This is a genomic window from Neisseria sp. P0008.S004, from assembly GCF_051962755.1.
GTDB classification, from domain to species: domain Bacteria; phylum Pseudomonadota; class Gammaproteobacteria; order Burkholderiales; family Neisseriaceae; genus Neisseria; species Neisseria subflava_A.
The window spans coordinates 187,570-204,320 of the sequence record NZ_JBQCUZ010000005.1 but is presented as its reverse complement, the minus strand read 5'-3'; the positions used below and the strand labels follow the sequence as shown (position 1 = coordinate 204,320).

Sequence of the window (16,751 nt, the reverse complement as noted above, 5' to 3'; positions counted from 1 at the left end):
TTATACCCTATACTTCCCGTTCTCCAAGGAACTATGATGTCAAAACAACTCACTTTTTATTTTATTCGCCATGGCCGTACCCAATGGAACGAACAAGGACTTTTACAGGGATCCGGCAATTCACCACTAACCGAACAAGGAATTGCAGGAGCTCAGAAAACCGGCGTAGCGCTACAACAAGTAGAATTTACCGCTGCTTACTCCAGCATTTTACAACGTGCCATTGATACGGCTGGCCATATTATCGGCCAGCGTCCCATCCCTCTTTTTCAGCACTGTGGACTAAATGAGCAATCTTTTGGAAGTTGGGAAGGTATGCAGATCGATGACTTGCGGAAGCTAACCGAATTCAAACAACTGACCAATGACCCGGCAGCTTATAAAGCATTAAGCAATGGTGGCGAAACCTTTGAACAATTAGCAGTACGTGCAATGGCCGCCCTTTACGATATCATTAAGGTACATCAATCGGGAGCCAATATTTTAGTGGTATCGCATGGCCATACCTTGCGGCTTTTATTGTCTTTATTAGGCGGAGCGACTTGGGAAAACCATCGTGATGAGGGTAAATCCGTGTCATTATTGAATACTTCGATCAGTATTGTGAAATACGATAGTGAAAGCGGTTTTCATATTGAGCAGCTTAACGATGTGGCTCATTTACAATGATCACAATCTATTACCTAATTCACACATCGACACACTGTTAGCGCAAGCCCCAATACGCTCGTTTTAAATCTACTCATTATTTTTTATTTTAAATCTCAACTAAAACAAGGTCTTTTCTGTATTAATGTCTTTATCGTAAATTCTAAAAAACCGTTTGAACTTAAAGATTCAAATGGTTTTTTAGTATCAACTTATTTATATTCATACTTTTAAATACGGTTAAATTTTAAAATTTAATCCTCCTTCAAATCCCTGCTTACCCTATCAAGATCTGCCAGTATTTAAACCGACTTTGCCATTTTCCCACAAAGTTTTCAGTAAAACTTTCCATGCTGACAATTTGGGATCAGGCTGTTTACCTTGGCCAATTAAGTCCATTTGCGTCATATACCAGTTCATTTCCAACATTGCACCTGCTTTTTTATCAACAAATGCTACGTCAGTTTTGATGCGGTCGGTTTGTACGGTTTGGTAAGTGCCGTTTTGCATTTTGTTTGCCAAATCAGGGAATAAGGCAAACGGGCGGGCGACGCCGACTAAATCCAAATGGCCGCTGGAGAGTGCGTCTTCCATGGCGGTTTGCGAACGGAAGCCGCCGGTGATAATCAGTGGAACTTGGCTGACTGCACGGGCTTTTTCGGCGTAATCGATGAAGAAGGCTTCGCGTTTTCGGGTGCTGTCTTTGGCGGCGAGCATTTGCGGGCTTTCGTAGTTACCACCGGAAACTTCAATAAAATCAATGCCCATTTCCGACAGTTTTTGCACCACCTGCACCGATTCGCTTTCGTCGAATCCGCCTTTTTGGAAATCCGCCGAATTGAGTTTTACACCCACCAAGAAATCTTTGCCCACAGCGGCGCGGATGGCGGTGTAGGTTTCCAAAAGGAAGCGCATACGGTTTTCCAAACTGCCGCCCCATTGGTCTTGGCGGCGGTTGTGGTGCGGCGAGAGGAATTGACTGATGAGATAGCCGTGCGCGGCGTGAATTTGTACGCCTGAAAAGCCTGCCTGTTCGGCAATTTTCGCGGTTTGCACAAATTGCTGAATCAGCCCGTTGATTTCATCGGCAGTCAATTCGCGCGGCGGATTGATAAAGCCGTCCATACCCACCAACGACACGGCGCTCGGCGCAAGCGGCGTTTTATTGACCACCGCAGGCGACTGTTTGCCCGCATGGTTGATTTGCATAATGAGCAAGGTGTCGTTTTGCGTGCCGGCTTTCGCCCATTTTTTCAGCATCTCAAGGCTGCGGTCGTCTGAAATCACCACATCGTTTATCGAACCTTTGCCACTTTCAGCAACCATCACATTACCCGTCACCAAAACGCCCGCGCCGCCTTGCACCCAAGTGCCGTACAGGCGGACGAGTTTTTCAGACGGCTGGTCGTTTTGGGCAAGTTGCTCTTCCATGGCGGATTTGAAGATGCGATTTTTGGCGGTTTTACCGTTTTGAAAAGTGAATGGCGTGAATAACATAATCGTTCCTTTAAGTTGATAAGTTTAAAAATGTAAACGTATTTGGGTAAAAATAAAGGGTTAACGGATAACCCTATTTTGAAAGCGGGCAATTTTGAGCCATCAAATCGGCAAGCTGTTTCAATTTCGCCACCGCATCCGCCATGGCAATACTGTAAAACCGCTCTTTGCCGACCTGCTCCACCGCCACCGCCCCGGCTTGCAGCATGATTTTCAAATGATGCGACACCGCAGGACGCGACAGATGCAGATGCTCGGTCAGCTCATTCACATTCATCTTGCCGTGTTCCCACAGCACGCGCAGGATTTGATGGCGGTTTTCATCACTCAACACGGTAAAAATGGGAATGCACTCGCGCATTAAATTCATGGTTTGTTGCGGCATATTCGGCCTTTTAAGTTTATATGTTTAAAAATTTGAACGTATTTTAAAGGGAAAGATGGGGAATGTCAAAGGGGATTTTCAGGAAGTTGTTTTAATGTATAAATCACCGCTTTTCATCAATCATTATCTCAGTCTACAAGCCGTTTCAGACGACCTTTTCGTAATAAAGAGCGGTCAAATTTTTAAGTATTTTGCAAATCATCTTAAAAATTTGACCGCTTGCATCATTATCAAGACCGCAGCCGTCTGAAACATTGATAGACCGGTTACTGATGTTCGCTTTCTGCTACTTTTGTCCATTTTGCCAATGTCTGCTTCATCTGTGCCTGAGGGATGAAGCGGGCCATCCGTTCTACTTCCTTGCCTTGATAAAACAGCAGCCATGCAGGTGCGGTCAGTACGTGGAAACGTCCAGCCATTTCGGGTATTTCAGCAATATCGGCTTTTACAGCATACACATTTCCTTCCACCGCCAAAGCTGAGTCAAGCTGGGCGGCCACGACCGTACAAACACCGCAGATTGGGGCTTTGATGTACAGTGATACTAAAGGGTGTGTGGCGATGGCCTGTTCGATGTCTTTCAGAGTGTGCAGTTGTTGCATGTCATGTACTCCTTTGAGCGATTAAGCACGTTTCAAGTTGTCTAGAAAAGGGGCTTTCAACGAAATGAAAACAAGAAAACGGTTTGAGTCGTCTAGATTTTTTCCACAACCACTTTTGCCCGCGTTTTCAGGCTGTTCAACACTGGGGAGGTAGCGGCTGAGCGGTCGGCGAAATTTTGCAGGGTAGGAAGGTCTGCGTCGGCTTTTACTTTTACGGTTAGCACCAGATTATCCAGTCCGCTGTAGCCATCTTCCATGCCGAACAGTTTGGCCATGTCGATACCGCCCCTTGCGGATATTTCAAACTGTTCCAGTTTCACGCCTGCCTGTGCTGCTTGCAACTCGAAACCTATGGAGCAGCAGCCTGCCGCAGCACCGATCAGGTATTCCATCGGATTTGGGGCGGTGTTTTCACCGCCCATGTTTTTCGGTTCGTCTGTGGTAAAGGCTGGGAAGCGGCGCACGGAGATTTCGTTCTTTGTGCCGGATACCCAGCGCGAATCGGCGCGTAATCTTGCCTTGCCTTTTGTATGGTCGTTTTCAATCGCTGCCATGGTAGTTCGGAAACGTTCGATATCTAACCCGTTAATCATGTTTTGTCCTTTCATATGATGAATTGCAGATGGTTTTTCGCTACACTTACACGCCCATTTTCCACGCGGAGATGCGTTTCAAATTATCCACCGTGTCGTGATTGACGATGGCGGCGAACGTGCCGTCCAGTTTGGCAATTTCGGCTTTGTCTTCATTACTAAGCGCAAAATCAAAGACATTCAAGTTTTCCGCCATACGTTCGGGTTTGGTGGATTTTGCCAACACGATGATGTCGCGTTCCACCAGCCAGCGGGTAATCACCTGCGCCATGGATTTGCCGTATTTCGTACCAATTAGCGACTGACAAAATGGTGGGCAAAAGCCCACCGCTTCAAGTTGATGTTTTATCATTAACCGAACACTTTTTTCAAATGTGCTTGGTAGTCTGCGAAGTATTGTTCTACTTGTGGATTTTTAACTACATCGTTACATGTAAATGTCGGTAGACGGGTCAAACCGATGAACTCGTTGAGTTTGTGGAAAGGCATGTACACAGCATCCACATCTTTGCCTTCAAAGAAGTCGCCTTCACGGGTGAACGCTTCAATCGGCGCATTCCAAGTAAGCGAAAGCATGTGTTTTTTGCCTTGCAATAAACCACCTGTACCGAAGCCTTCGGTCGGGCTGACACGATGACGGCCATCACTGTGGTAAAGTTTGCCGTGTCCAGCGATAAATACTTCGTCTATGTATTTCTTCACTGTCCAAGGCTCGTGCATCCACCAAACAGGCATCTGCCAAATCACGGCATCCATCCACAAGAATTTTTCGATTTCTGCCTCAACATCATAGCCAGCATCAATCACAGTTTCTTTTACATTGTGTCCAAGTGCGATCAAAACTTCTTTTGCTTTTTTGTGAAGCGTGTTGTTTAACTCACCATGCGAATGGCCGAAAGCTTTACCACCGTTTAATAATAAAATGTTCATTTTTACTCCTAGAATAAATAATTTATAAAAAAAGGATGTGATGTTTACGGTTATTGTCCCGTTTTCCATGAAGCGATACGTTTCAAATTATCCTCCGTGTCGTGATTGACGATGGCGTCGAACGTGCCGTCCAGTTTGGCAATTTCGGCTTTATCTTCATCACTGAGAGCAAAATCAAAGACATTCAGGTTTTCCGCCATGCGTTCGGGTTTGGTGGATTTTGCCAACACGATGATGTCGCGCTCAATCAGCCAGCGGGTAATCACCTGCGCCACGGATTTTCCGTATTTCGCACCGATTTTGCTTAACACGGGATTGTGGAAAATATCGTTTTTACCTTCGGCAAACGGCGCCCATGCTTCCACGGCGATACCTTCAGCCTGCAAAGCGGAAACGGCTTCGGTTTTTTGTTGGAACGGATTGATTTCAATCTGATTGGCTTGCGGCATCACTTTATTGAACAGCCCCAAATCTACCGCACGCACCGGCGAAAAATTGCTCACGCCGATGGCGCGGATTTTGCCGGCTGCCTGATATTCTTCCAGCGCGCGCCATGTACCGTAGCTGTCGCCGTAAGGCTGATGAATCAGCACCATATCGATGTAATCCAAATTCAGACGGCCTAATGAACGATCCAGCGAGGCCTTGGCGGCTTCGTAGCCGAAATTTTCTACCCAAATTTTGGTGGTAACAAACAATTCTTCGCGTGCCACGCCGCTGTTTTTAATCCCCAAACCGACTTCGGTTTCATTCATATAAACCTGCGCGGTGTCGATGTGACGATAGCCTGCCTTGATGGCGGCAATCACGGCCTGTTCAGTTTCTGCGGGCGGAATTTGGAATACGCCGAAACCAAGTGCAGGAATTTGTACGCCGTTGTTTAATGTGATGTTTTGCATGATATTGTCTCCTGTTTGTTCTCATAAACGTGTAGCCATTTTAGCCCGTGTTTTTATTGAGATAAATTAGGTTTGGTTTTATGATGTCGTGAATTAAATTCACTAATCACCTAAAACGGGGTAGGAAAATGCAGAACTTTAACGAGCTGAATTATTTTTTGACGCTGGCGCAAACTCAGAGTTTTGTGAAGGCAGGACAGCTTTTGGGGATTTCTTCTTCGGCGTTGAGCCACAGCATGAAAAATTTAGAAACGCGGCTAAATTTGCGCCTGCTCAACCGCACTACGCGCAATGTGTCGCTGACCGAAGCCGGACAGCAGCTTTTCGACCAACTTTCTCCGCTTTATCAAGCCATAAACCAAGAAGTCGATGCTTTAAATGATTTTTTGAATACGCTATCGGGATTGATTCGCATCAATGCCCCTGCAATGGCAGCGGAAGCCGTGTTGTATCCAAAATTAAAGCCGATTTTGAACCAATACCCGAAAATCCGCTTGGAAATCGTGGTGGACGACCGCTGGGCAGATATTGTGAAAGAAGGGTTTGACATAGGCGTGCGGCTGGGCAACGATGTGGCGAAAGAGATGATTGCCGTGCCGATTTCTGCACCGCTCAAAATGGTATTGGTTGCCTCGCCCGATTATTTGGCGCAATACGGTTCGCCGAAAAATATTGATGATCTGCAACAGCACCGCCTTATCGGCATAAAACTCTCTGCTGAACACGGCACGGAGATGCAGTGGGAATTCAAATACAAAAAAGAGCTGATTACGTTCACGCCAAAATCGCACTTTTCCATCAACAATCATCTGCGCCGGCAAGCCGTTTCAGACGGCCTTGGCATTGCGTGGATAGCACATATGAGCGTAGCGGATGCACTCAATTCGGGGCACCTGGTCGAGCTGTTGCCTGAATACGCAATCACTTACGAACCGTTTTACCTCTATTACCCCAGCCGCCGCGGGCATTCCAATGTATTTAAGTTGATTGTGGATGCGTTAAAAGTAAAAGCCGTCTGAAATTTCAGACGGCCTTTTTCATAACAAAGAGAGGTCAAATTTTCCAGTATTTTTGCAAATTCTCTTTAAAAGATGACCGCTTATCAATCTAGCCTCACAGTCTCTCCGTCTTCCGGAACGTTCACACGGCTTTCAATGCCTTGACCGCGTATAAATTTACGCATATCGGCGCGGCTGACGGCGGTATGATTCACGGTATCCATGTGTACGGTGATGATTTTGGCTTTAGGCATGACTTGGCTGGCTTTTAATACATCAGCCGTCCCCATAATAATGCCGTCTGAAATGCCTGAAATCAGCGCGTAGCCCGTGTTCATAATCAGATAATCGGGTTTGTAGCGGTTCAATGCTTTGTTTACATCTGCCGTCCACACAGTATCACCCATAACATAAGCGGTTTTATGTCCGTTGCTTTGGAATACCACACCCATTGCATCACCTAAGATTTCGGCTAGCTGCGGGTTGGCATACATGGCTTCTGTACCATGTACGCCGCCGGTTTTGCTGATGGTTACGCCGTTGAAGACAGCGCTGCCGTTCAACACGCGTACATCAGTAAAGCCTTGGCTGCGGATTTTTACTGCGTCGGCTTGGTGCTGCACATATACGGGCAGTTTTTTCGGAATGGAACGTGCGGCGGTTTCGTCCCAATGGTCTTCGTGAGTATGGGTAACGATAACTGCATCTACACCGTCCAAAATTTTATTCACGCTCATCGGTAGCCCGACCAGCGGCATTTTGGCTTGGTTATTGAACGTGCCGGCAAAGCCGTTCATGGAATGCTTGGGGGCGAAAAACGGGTCAATCAAAAACGTCTGCCCCGCATATTCGATCTTGGCGGTAGCGTTACGGATATGTTGGTATGAATCGTCTGCCCAAGCGGAAAAGGCTGTCGCGCCCAAAACAATGGCAAGAATAAATTGCTTGGATTTCATGATGTTGCTCCTTAAAAAATCATGGAGCGTATTTTAAGCAGCAGGTGCATCGGCTAAAATAGGCAATATTGCCAATAAACGTAAGGATAGTGCCAAAATGTCGTCTGAAAACGAGCGTAACGAGTTTCGCCAAAATCAAGCTGTCCCCAAAATCGTGCTATATGCTCAATCGGGCATGAATGATTTTGTCTTCAACATTCCCTTTTCTGTTTTTCAGACGACCTATCGGGACAATCCGCTCTTTGACCTGAAAATCTGTTCCGATGACAGCAAAGACGTCATCACGGCACTGGGCGCAAGCATTCCCATACATGGCGGCCTAGATTTGACGGAAGAAGCCGACATCATCGTCATCGCAGGCTGGCGCAACATTGAAGAAACCCCGACGCCGGAACTGGCTGAGAATTTACAGCGGGCAGCGAAACGTGGTGCACATATTGTCGCCCTATGCTACGGCTCTTACGCCCTTGCCTACACAGGACTTTTAGACGGCAGAACCGCCGCCACCCACTGGCTGGCAGAAGACGACTTTGTCCGCCGTTTCCCTAAAATTCATCTAGATACCAACCGCCTATATGCGGAAGACGGCAACTTTTTAACATCGGCAGGTGCGGCGGGTGGGCTGGATTGCTGTCTGTACCTCATCCGCAAAATCCACGGTGCAACCGTTGCCAACGACCTTGCTCGTACCTTGGTTGCGGCACCACACCGCGAAGGCGGGCAGGCACAGTTTATCCACCGACCTGTCGAACGTCGTACCGCCGATGACAAAATCAATCACTTATTGGACGAACTGCGCCAAAACCTTGCGACCCCATACCGCTTGGACGATTTGGCAAAAAAATTAGCCGTTTCCCGCCGAACCTTTATCCGCCATTTTTCTCAAGCCACAGGTATGAATTTCGGTGAATGGCTCACCACAGAGCGGCTATGGCAGGTACAGGATTTATTGGAAAATACGGATTTGCCGATAGAACGCATCGCCGAACAAAGCGGCTTCGGCAGCGCGGCAAACCTGCGCTTGCAGTTTAAAGCCAAGTTTAAGATCAATCCGAATGCCTGGCGGAAAGTATTTGGCAGATAGCTTGCGTTAGTCAATCCAAAATACCTGAGTGCAGGCTGCTTTGGAGGTCGTCTGAAAACCCAAAAAGCAGCCTGTACTTTTCAGACGGCCTTTTTTCTTTTTCAAAGAGTAGAGAAATTTCAAAGAGTTTTTATAAATCATCTTCAAAATCCAAACGCTTGTTCTATCCTAATCATTTATATTCAAAGATGACAATCTCAATCTCATCCTCGCCAATAGAGATAGCGGCTCTTATATGGATACAAGATGCCGTCTGAAAGTTAAGTTTCAGACGGCCTTTGTGTAATGTGAGCTTTCCTACCATTTTTCATTACATCGATGAATCATACTCCCTCTACGATGTAAATTATGTAAACACCGTGTTGATGGTTTATCATAGCAAAGCCTGCACCAAGCAATCATAAATACCGCAATATGTATAAAATCAAAAACCAATAAGAGAAAAAATGAATAAACAACAACTTGCAGCCAAAATTTGGCAATCTGCGAATAAAATGCGTTCCAAAATTGAAGCGAACGAATACAAAGACTACATCTTAGGCTTTATTTTCTACAAATTTTTGTCCGACAAACTGGAGAAATTTGCCCTTGAACAAGGCTTAGAAAAATCAAATTTTGCCGATGAACTTACCGAATCTAACGTGGATCTTGTCAACCATATCAAAAGAAACCTCGGCTATTTCATCAGCTACGAACATCTATTCTCAACTTGGTTAGCCCAAGGCTCGGATTTCAATATTGCCAACGTCCGCACTGCAATGAGCGCTTTCAGCCGCAATATTGCAGAAAACTACATCTCAGTTTTTGACGGCATTTTTAAAACCTTAGAATCCGGTTTGAGCAAATTGGGCGATACCGCCGCCAGCCAAACCAATGCGGTGAAAGACCTTTTCGTGCTGATTGCCGATATTCCGATGGACGGTAAACAAGGCTATGACGTATTGGGCTTTATTTATGAATACCTGATTAGCATGTTTGCTGCCAACGCAGGCAAAAAAGCGGGCGAATTCTATACGCCGCACGAAGTATCTTTGCTGATGTCTGAAATCATTGCCGACCATCTCAAAGACCGTGAAGAAATCAGCATTTACGACCCGACCAGCGGCTCAGGTTCATTGCTGATCAACATCGGCCATAGCGTTGCCAAACATCTCAAAAGCGCCGACAGCATCAAATATTACGCACAAGAATTAAAAGAAAACACTTACAACCTCACGCGCATGAATCTGGTCATGCGCGGCATTTTGCCGAGCAATATTTTCACCCGCAACGCCGACACATTAGAAGACGACTGGCCGCTGGAAGGCGATCCGCTGTATCTGGATGCCGTAGTGTCCAATCCGCCCTATTCCCAGCCGTGGAATCCCAAAGACAAAGAAGGCGACATCCGCTACAAACGCTTTGGCATCGCCCCGCAGGCAAAAGCCGATTTTGCCTTTCTATTACACGACCTCTTCCACTTAAAACCCGACGGCATCATGACCATCGTCTTGCCGCATGGCGTGCTTTTTAGGGGTGGCGAAGAAGAGAAAATCCGCAAAAATCTGATTGAATACAATCATATCGATGCCATTATCGGGCTGCCTGCCAATATCTTTTTTGGTACGGGCATTCCCACCATCATCGTCGTTTTACGCCAAGAGCGCGAACGTAATGACGTACTGATGATTGACGCCTCCAAACATTTCATCAAAGTGGGCAAAAACAACCATTTACAGGCAAGCGACATCAAGCGCATTGTCGATTGCGTGACCCATCGTCGGGAATTGCCTAAATTCTCCCGCATTGTGCCGAAAGCCGAAATTGTGGCAAACGGCTACAACCTCAATATTCCGCGCTATGTCGATTCCGCCGAACCGACGGAGCAATGGGATATTTTCGCCACCATACACGGCGGTATTCCCAAAGCCGAGCTGGCACAATTTGCAGACTATTGGGCAGCCTTTGACGGTTTACAGACGGCCTTATTTACCGATAACGGCACACCTTATGTGCAGCCGAAAACCGACAATCTTAAAGCCGCCATGCAAAGCCACGCCAGCGTGCTGAATTATCAAGCGCAATTTGCCCAAAACTTTGCCGATTTCCCCGCTCGCTTGGAAACCCTGCTGATTGAGCCGATGGAAACGCTCAATATCTCCCAAACCCAGCAGCAGCTTGCAGAACTCATCCGCCAAAAAGTGCAGGCCATGCCCTTATTGGATTTCTATACCGCCTATCAAAAACTCGATGACTTATGGCGCGCCGATGTGGCAGGCATTGCCGCCGATTTGGAGATGATTCAAACTGAAGGCAAACAGGCAATTAAGCAGGTTGATCCATTTATGGTGTTGAAAAAAGACAGCAAAACCAAAAAAGAAGCCGAAGTACAAGACGGCTGGGTGGGGCATATTCTGCCGTTTGAATTGGTGCAGGCCGTCAAATTGCCGCAGGAATTGGCAAACCTAAAAGCCAAAGAAACCCGCTTGGCGGAAATTGCCGCCGAAATGCAAAGCATTTTGGAAAACCTCAGCGAAGAAGAAAAAGCCTGCCCTGCCGTCAATGAAGAAGGCGACGGCTTTATCAATGCCGAAATTCCCAAAGCCTTGCAACAAGAATTGGAATCCGACGGCGTAGCAATCGCCAAAAAATCCGACTTAGCCAAAGCCATCGACAAACACATATTTGCCGAAGAAAGCCTGGGCGCAAAATTGCAGGCTGCCTATAAACTGCTTGCCGAAGAAAAAACGCTCAAGGCGGAACTCAAAACCCAATCCGCCGAGCTTCACAGCAAAACCAAAGCCGCCATTGAATCCCTGGATGATGCCGAAGCCCTCGATTTGCTCCGTCAAAAATGGTTTGTTCCGCTTAATGAGGCGATGTGCAAGCTGCCTGAAAACATGCTGGCGCAATTCAGCCAAAGACTGACCGCACTTTGCGACAAATATGCCGACACCTATCAGCACATCAGCCAACGCAAACAGGAAAGCGCCGCCGCACTGGCACAAATGATGGACGAACTCACCGGCAGCGAATTTAATTTGCAGGGCATTGCCGCATGGCAGGCGATTTTGAAAGGCTAAGGGGACAAAATGAATAAACAACAAGAGCCACGTTTGCGGTTTAAGGGGTTTACGGGGGCGTGGGAAGAAAAAGTGTTGGGCGAGAATGCTAGTTTTACAAAAGGCAGTGGTTACTCTAAATCAGATTTAACAGATAGTGGATTTCCAATAATTTTGTATGGTCGTCTTTATACAAAATATGAAAATATTATTGAAAATGTAGATACTTTTGTTTCTTGTGATAAAAATGCCCTAAAAAGTTTAGGAAATGAAGTTATTGTGCCAGCTTCAGGAGAAACGGCTGAAGATATTGCTCGTGCGTCTGCGGTTTATCAGCAAGATGTAATTTTAGGTGGAGATTTGAATATCATTACACCTAATGAGAATATTGCTTCACCATTTTTAGCTTTAACTTTAACGAATGGGAAAAGTAATCAAGAATTAGCTAAAAAAGCACAAGGAAAATCGGTTGTACACTTACGTAATGATGATTTAAGAGCTTGCAAAATTTCCTTTCCTTCTTTCCTCGAACAAACCCACCTCGGTTTGTTTTTCCGTCGCTTAGACAACCAAATTGCCGAGAGCCGTGCGGTATTGAAAAAAAGCCGTCAGCTTAAAAAGGCAATGCTGGCAAAAATGTTCCCCGCAAACGGTGAAAAAATACCAAAAATCCGCTTTAAAGGGTTTGAGGGGGGGTGGAAGCGAGAAATACTTAAAGATGTGGTTAATGTATTTGATAATTTACGTATCCCAGTATCTGAAAACAAAAGAACTTCAGGCAATACGCCTTATTTTGGAGCAAATGGGATACAAGATTATGTTGATGGTTTCACTCATAATGGAGAGTTTGTATTAATTGCAGAAGATGGTGCAAATGATTTAAAGAACTATCCTGTTCAGTATGTTAATGGGAAGTGTTGGGTAAATAACCATGCTCATATTTTGCAAGGTAAATCTGAAATTTTAAATAATATTTTTTTATTTTCGCGCTTTCAATCAATGGATATTTCCCAATTTTTAGTTGGTGGTGGTCGAGCTAAATTAAATGGAAGCACAATGTTGGAAATTGAAATTGAATTTCCAAAAGATAAAAAAGAACAAACCGCCATCGGTTTGTTCTTCCGCCAACTGGACGAAACCATTGCCTTACAGACGGCAGAAGTCGAAAAATTAAACCAACTTAAAAAAGGGCTGTTGGCGGCGATGTTGGTATAGGGCTGTGTTCCTACCCATGATTAAGGCCGTCTGAAAAATTGTAGTAGCGCCCTTACGGAGAAAAAGAATGTTTAATAAAGAAGCTGATTTTGAAAACGCACTGATTGCCTTGCTGTCCACTAAAAGCTGGGAAAAGGAAGTGTTGCGCTATCCCACCGAAGAAAAGTTAATTGCCAACTGGCAGGGGCATTTGAATAAAACCAACCAACATATCGACAAGCTTGATGTGCCGTTGATTCGCACGGAAATGAACCAGATTTTGGAGCAGGTGCAGGCATTGAAAACGCCTTATGCGCTAAACGGCTTTATCAACGGCAAAACAGTGGCCATCAAGCGTGAAAATGAGAAAAGCCGTCATTTCGGCAAGGAAGTGTCGCTGGATATTTTTGACCGTGAGGAAATTTCTGCCGGCAAAAGCCGCTATCAAATTGCCCAGCAGCCCCATTTCACCCCTCGTTCGGATTTATACCCCAAACAGCGTGGCGATTTGATGTTGTTAATTAATGGGATGCCGATGTTTCATATTGAGCTGAAACGCTCTGGCGTGCCCATCAGCCAAGCGACCAATCAAATTGAGCGATACCATAAGGCAGGCGCGTTTTCGGGCATTTTTAGCCTGGTGCAGGTGTTTGTGGCGATGACGCCGGAAGAATGCCGCTATTTTGCCAATACCGGCGGTCAATTAAATCCTGCGTTTTATTTCCGTTGGGCGGATTTCAATAATGTGTATATGAACGATTGGGATAAGGTGGCAACGCATTTCCTCTCGATTCCGATGGCGCACCAGTTTATCGGCGATTACACCATTGCCGATGCGAAAGACGAGCAGCTGAAAGTGTTGCGCAGCTATCAGTATTATGCGGTCAACAAGATTGCTGACACGGTGGCAAAGACAGATTGGGCTTCGGGCAATCAGCGCGGCGGCTATATTTGGCATACCACCGGTTCGGGAAAAACGATGTCGAGTTTTAAATCGGCGCAGTTAATCAGCCGCCGTAAAGATGCGGATAAGGTGATTTTCTTGCTCGACCGTATTGAGCTGGGCAAGCAATCGCTGGAGGAATATCAGAATTTTGCCGATAGTAAAGATGATGTGCAGGCAACGGAAAACACCGCCATTTTGCTCGCTAAGCTGAAAAGCAAACAAGACCGCGACCGCTTAATCGTTACCTCCATTCAAAAAATGAGTAATATCAAGGCGGAAGAAGGGGTAAATGAGGCTGACATCGAGCAAATCAGTGGTAAACGTTTGGTGTTTATCGTTGATGAAGCCCACCGCACTACTTTTGGCGATATGTTGCTCACCATTAAGCACACCTTCCCCAATGCGATTTTCTTCGGCTTTACCGGCACGCCGATTGAAGAAGAAAACGCTAAGAAAAATTCAACCACTGCCACGGTTTTCGGTAATGAATTGCACCGATATTCGATTGCAGACGGCATTCGTGATGAAAATGTGCTGGGCTTTCACCCCTTCCATATCCGCACCTTTAAAGACAGCGATTTACGCAGATCTGTCGCTTTGCAAGAAGCCAAAGCAACAGATGAAAGCGAAGTATTTGCCGATGACCAAAAGAAAAAAATCTACAATCAATTTATAAACGATGTGCCGATGGCGGGAGAATATACTTCAGACGGCAAATATCAAAAAGGCATTGAAGATTATGTACCCAATGTGCAATATCAAACGCCGGAACATGTGAATGCAGTGATCGACGACATGCTGGAAAATTGGCAACGCCTCAGCCAAGGCAAAAAATATCATGCCATTTTTGCCACCAGCTCTATTCCCGAAGCGGTCAATTATTACCGCTTAATTAAAGTCAAAAATTCCGGGCTGAAGCTGACTGCCCTTTTCGATCCCAATATCCTTAATGATGGGCAGGGAAGTGATAAAGAAGAATGGATTGCCGAAATTTTGGCCGATTACAACGCCCAGTTTGGCACAAGTTTCGGCTACGCCACTTATTCCCGATTTAAAACGGATTTGTCGGATAGGTTGTCGCATATCAATGCGTATAAGAGAATCAAGCCCGACGAGCAGCTGGATTTGTTGATTGTGGTTGATCAGATGCTGACGGGCTTCGACAGCAAATGGCTCAATACGCTTTATTTGGACAAAATTTTGGATTACGCCAACCTGATTCAGGCGTTTTCCCGCACTAACCGCTTATGCGACAAAACCGATAAGCCTTTTGGGTTAATCCGCTATTACCGCAAGCCGCATACGATGCAACGCAATATTGAGCGAGCCGTTAAGCTCTATTCGGGCGACCGCCCAATGGGGCTATTTGTGGATAATTTGGATAAGGTTATCGATAAAATGAATGTCTGCTTTGCCGATATTGCCGATATTTTCAAACGTGCGGGAGTGGCAGATTTTGCAACCAATCCTGATGATGCAACTGCGTGTGCGAAGTTTGTCAAACTATTCAATCAGCTCAACGAGCACTTGCAGGCTGCGCGGCTGCTCGGTTTTGTGTGGGAAAAATTAAGCTATGACGTGGTACAGGAAGACGACAGCGTGATCACTGCCACACTCAATTTCGATCAAGAGACCTACGATAAACTGCTGGCACGTTATAAAGATTTATTTAAAGAAGAACTTGGCGGCGGCGGTGGAGGTAGCGATGATGTGCCATTTGATTTGCGTTCGTATATCAATGAAATCGAAACCGATAAAATTGATCAAAATTATATGAATGCCCGTTTTGAAAAATGGCTTAAAACCATCGGCGGCATAGAAGAAGCTGCTGCACTTGAGGAGCTACACCACTCTTTTGCTACGCTTTCTAAAGAAGATCAAAAATTTGCTGAGTTGTTTTTACACGATGTGCAATCCGGTGATATTAAGCTTGACCCAAGTTTGGCATTGAGCGACTACATTACTGATTACAAACAAAAAGATGCCAACGATAAGGTGCTAAAAGTAATTAAAGGTTTAGGGCTGGATGGAGATTTGCTACGTGCACTGTTGGCAAGAAAATATACCAGTGAAAATTTGGACTTAGGCAGACTAAATGACCTAAAAGCAACAGTCGATAGGGAAAAAGCCAAAGTTTATTTTAACGAAGAACGTATATTTTATTTAAATATACGGATTGATGAATTTCTAAGAGAACTAATTACAAGATAGTTATTACCTATTGAAAGATATTAAATAATCATCAAGTTAGCATATCTCTACCTAAACATTAGTCCCCTTACTGACCCAACTACAAAGGCTGGGCCAAATCGTTTTCCGTGTTGTAGCTGATAAAATCCTGCTCATAAGGGAAATGGACAACCCGCGCGCGCTGTTGCTGCAGCCAGCCGCGGATGCTGCGCATTCCTGAATAAAGGTATGGCACAGTGCTTTGCAGGATTTGCGGACGGATGAACATCACACTGTAATGCGGTCTGGCAGAGGTCTCCACATAGAATGCATTGCACAATGGCGTGCGCCGAGCGATGGTTTCAAATTGGGATACCAAATTTTCCGGCAAACGCGGCATATCGCAGGATACGATAAGTAGCCAATCGGCAGTGGCAATTTGCAAATCGTTGGCGGCAGTACATAAAGCGGCTAGAGGGCCGTAATGCTGCCATTGGCGCGAATCCGAGAAAACGTGCGCGCTGCGTTGGGCGTAAGATTCAAGGTTGCGGTTGGCACTGATGGCGATATGGCTGACTTGCGGGCGGATTTTTTCGATAACATGATCTATCAAGGCTTTGTTATGCCATTGCACCAACCCCTTATCGACACCTCCCATCCGGCTTCCCTGCCCGCCGGCCAATATCAGTGCGAAAATTTTCATTTTGGTAGTCCTTTGCGAAGCAGAGTATGGAGTGTGGTTCAAGATGTTGTGTTTATTGGATAAGTTTCAAGGTTTCAGGCCGTCTGAAACCTTATTTTCATGATTT

15 protein-coding genes are annotated in these 16,751 nt (G+C 45.7%); 6 read left to right on the top strand and 9 right to left on the bottom strand.

Annotated features, from left to right (window positions below; genetic code table 11):
- Positions 1–36: 36 nt before the first annotated feature.
- The gene (locus ACTHSW_RS07290; protein ID WP_440373813.1) at positions 37–669 is read left to right on the top strand and encodes a histidine phosphatase family protein; all 633 of its coding nucleotides are present in this window, start codon (positions 37–39) and stop codon (positions 667–669) included.
- Between the two features lie 264 nt (positions 670–933).
- Here ACTHSW_RS07290 and ACTHSW_RS07285 read toward each other — a convergent pair whose 3' ends face one another.
- The 7 genes from ACTHSW_RS07285 to ACTHSW_RS07255 form a co-directional block, all read right to left on the bottom strand.
- Positions 934–2,145, bottom strand: coding sequence for an NADH:flavin oxidoreductase/NADH oxidase family protein (locus tag ACTHSW_RS07285; protein WP_440373812.1), 1,212 nt, complete (start codon positions 2,143–2,145; stop codon positions 934–936).
- 73 nt (positions 2,146–2,218) lie between these two features.
- Positions 2,219–2,530 carry an ArsR/SmtB family transcription factor gene (locus ACTHSW_RS07280; protein WP_107769347.1) on the bottom strand — a complete coding sequence of 104 codons (312 nt, stop codon included), beginning with the start codon at positions 2,528–2,530 and terminating at the stop codon, positions 2,219–2,221.
- Positions 2,531–2,796: 266 nt separating this feature from the next.
- A complete protein-coding gene (locus ACTHSW_RS07275) occupies positions 2,797–3,132 on the bottom strand; it encodes a thioredoxin family protein (protein ID WP_070543598.1) in 336 nt (111 codons plus the stop codon).
- Positions 3,133–3,224: 92 nt separating this feature from the next.
- Entirely contained in the window at positions 3,225–3,725 is a 501-nt protein-coding gene (locus ACTHSW_RS07270; protein WP_283120597.1) for an OsmC family protein, read from the bottom strand.
- Between the two features lie 46 nt (positions 3,726–3,771).
- Entirely contained in the window at positions 3,772–4,077 is a 306-nt protein-coding gene (locus ACTHSW_RS07265) for an aldo/keto reductase (RefSeq protein ID WP_225905472.1), read from the bottom strand.
- On the bottom strand, positions 4,077–4,655 hold the full coding sequence (locus ACTHSW_RS07260) for an NAD(P)H-dependent oxidoreductase (protein WP_107769350.1): 579 nt from the start codon (positions 4,653–4,655) through the stop codon (positions 4,077–4,079). Before ACTHSW_RS07260 ends, ACTHSW_RS07265 begins: the two co-directional genes overlap by 1 nt.
- Before the next feature lie 50 nt (positions 4,656–4,705).
- A complete protein-coding gene (locus ACTHSW_RS07255; RefSeq protein WP_440373811.1) occupies positions 4,706–5,554 on the bottom strand; it encodes an aldo/keto reductase in 849 nt (282 codons plus the stop codon).
- Between the two features lie 128 nt (positions 5,555–5,682).
- Between ACTHSW_RS07255 and ACTHSW_RS07250 the strand changes: the two genes are divergently transcribed.
- The gene (locus tag ACTHSW_RS07250) at positions 5,683–6,573 is read left to right on the top strand and encodes a LysR family transcriptional regulator (RefSeq protein ID WP_440373810.1); all 891 of its coding nucleotides are present in this window, start codon (positions 5,683–5,685) and stop codon (positions 6,571–6,573) included.
- Between the two features lie 83 nt (positions 6,574–6,656).
- On the opposite strand, the gene ACTHSW_RS07245 is transcribed toward ACTHSW_RS07250, so the two are convergent.
- The gene (locus tag ACTHSW_RS07245; RefSeq protein WP_440373809.1) at positions 6,657–7,508 is read right to left on the bottom strand and encodes an MBL fold metallo-hydrolase; all 852 of its coding nucleotides are present in this window, start codon (positions 7,506–7,508) and stop codon (positions 6,657–6,659) included.
- A 97-nt stretch (positions 7,509–7,605) separates the two neighbouring features.
- Between ACTHSW_RS07245 and ACTHSW_RS07240 the strand changes: the two genes are divergently transcribed.
- From ACTHSW_RS07240 to ACTHSW_RS07225, 4 genes are all read left to right on the top strand, one after another.
- On the top strand, positions 7,606–8,592 hold the full coding sequence (locus tag ACTHSW_RS07240) for a GlxA family transcriptional regulator (protein ID WP_070460676.1): 987 nt from the start codon (positions 7,606–7,608) through the stop codon (positions 8,590–8,592).
- 446 nt (positions 8,593–9,038) lie between these two features.
- A complete protein-coding gene (locus ACTHSW_RS07235) occupies positions 9,039–11,654 on the top strand; it encodes a type I restriction-modification system subunit M (protein ID WP_107810982.1) in 2,616 nt (871 codons plus the stop codon).
- A 9-nt stretch (positions 11,655–11,663) separates the two neighbouring features.
- Positions 11,664–12,848: a restriction endonuclease subunit S gene (locus ACTHSW_RS07230; RefSeq protein ID WP_070460680.1), complete on the top strand. Its 1,185-nt coding sequence runs from the start codon at positions 11,664–11,666 to the stop codon at positions 12,846–12,848.
- A 67-nt stretch (positions 12,849–12,915) separates the two neighbouring features.
- Entirely contained in the window at positions 12,916–15,984 is a 3,069-nt protein-coding gene (locus tag ACTHSW_RS07225; RefSeq protein WP_107810983.1) for a type I restriction endonuclease subunit R, read from the top strand.
- A gap of 79 nt (positions 15,985–16,063) precedes the next feature.
- On the opposite strand, the gene mobA is transcribed toward ACTHSW_RS07225, so the two are convergent.
- Positions 16,064–16,645 (bottom strand): molybdenum cofactor guanylyltransferase MobA, encoded by a 582-nt coding sequence (mobA, locus tag ACTHSW_RS07220; RefSeq protein ID WP_070460682.1) that lies wholly within the window; start codon positions 16,643–16,645, stop codon positions 16,064–16,066.
- Positions 16,646–16,751 lie beyond the last annotated feature (106 nt).

What these genes read in the sequence shown, in the direction of transcription:
- ACTHSW_RS07290 (WP_440373813.1), top strand. Translation starts at nt 37, where the DNA reads ATGTCAAAACAACTCACTTTTTATTTTATTCGCCATGGCCGTACCCAA.
- ACTHSW_RS07285 (WP_440373812.1), bottom strand. Translation starts at nt 2,145, where the DNA reads ATGTTATTCACGCCATTCACTTTTCAAAACGGTAAAACCGCCAAAAAT.
- ACTHSW_RS07280 (WP_107769347.1), bottom strand. Translation starts at nt 2,530, where the DNA reads ATGCCGCAACAAACCATGAATTTAATGCGCGAGTGCATTCCCATTTTT.
- ACTHSW_RS07275 (WP_070543598.1), bottom strand. Translation starts at nt 3,132, where the DNA reads ATGCAACAACTGCACACTCTGAAAGACATCGAACAGGCCATCGCCACA.
- ACTHSW_RS07270 (WP_283120597.1), bottom strand. Translation starts at nt 3,725, where the DNA reads ATGATTAACGGGTTAGATATCGAACGTTTCCGAACTACCATGGCAGCG.
- ACTHSW_RS07265 (WP_225905472.1), bottom strand. Translation starts at nt 4,077, where the DNA reads ATGATAAAACATCAACTTGAAGCGGTGGGCTTTTGCCCACCATTTTGT.
- ACTHSW_RS07260 (WP_107769350.1), bottom strand. Translation starts at nt 4,655, where the DNA reads ATGAACATTTTATTATTAAACGGTGGTAAAGCTTTCGGCCATTCGCAT.
- ACTHSW_RS07255 (WP_440373811.1), bottom strand. Translation starts at nt 5,554, where the DNA reads ATGCAAAACATCACATTAAACAACGGCGTACAAATTCCTGCACTTGGT.
- ACTHSW_RS07250 (WP_440373810.1), top strand. Translation starts at nt 5,683, where the DNA reads ATGCAGAACTTTAACGAGCTGAATTATTTTTTGACGCTGGCGCAAACT.
- ACTHSW_RS07245 (WP_440373809.1), bottom strand. Translation starts at nt 7,508, where the DNA reads ATGAAATCCAAGCAATTTATTCTTGCCATTGTTTTGGGCGCGACAGCC.
- ACTHSW_RS07240 (WP_070460676.1), top strand. Translation starts at nt 7,606, where the DNA reads ATGTCGTCTGAAAACGAGCGTAACGAGTTTCGCCAAAATCAAGCTGTC.
- ACTHSW_RS07235 (WP_107810982.1), top strand. Translation starts at nt 9,039, where the DNA reads ATGAATAAACAACAACTTGCAGCCAAAATTTGGCAATCTGCGAATAAA.
- ACTHSW_RS07230 (WP_070460680.1), top strand. Translation starts at nt 11,664, where the DNA reads ATGAATAAACAACAAGAGCCACGTTTGCGGTTTAAGGGGTTTACGGGG.
- ACTHSW_RS07225 (WP_107810983.1), top strand. Translation starts at nt 12,916, where the DNA reads ATGTTTAATAAAGAAGCTGATTTTGAAAACGCACTGATTGCCTTGCTG.
- mobA (WP_070460682.1), bottom strand. Translation starts at nt 16,645, where the DNA reads ATGAAAATTTTCGCACTGATATTGGCCGGCGGGCAGGGAAGCCGGATG.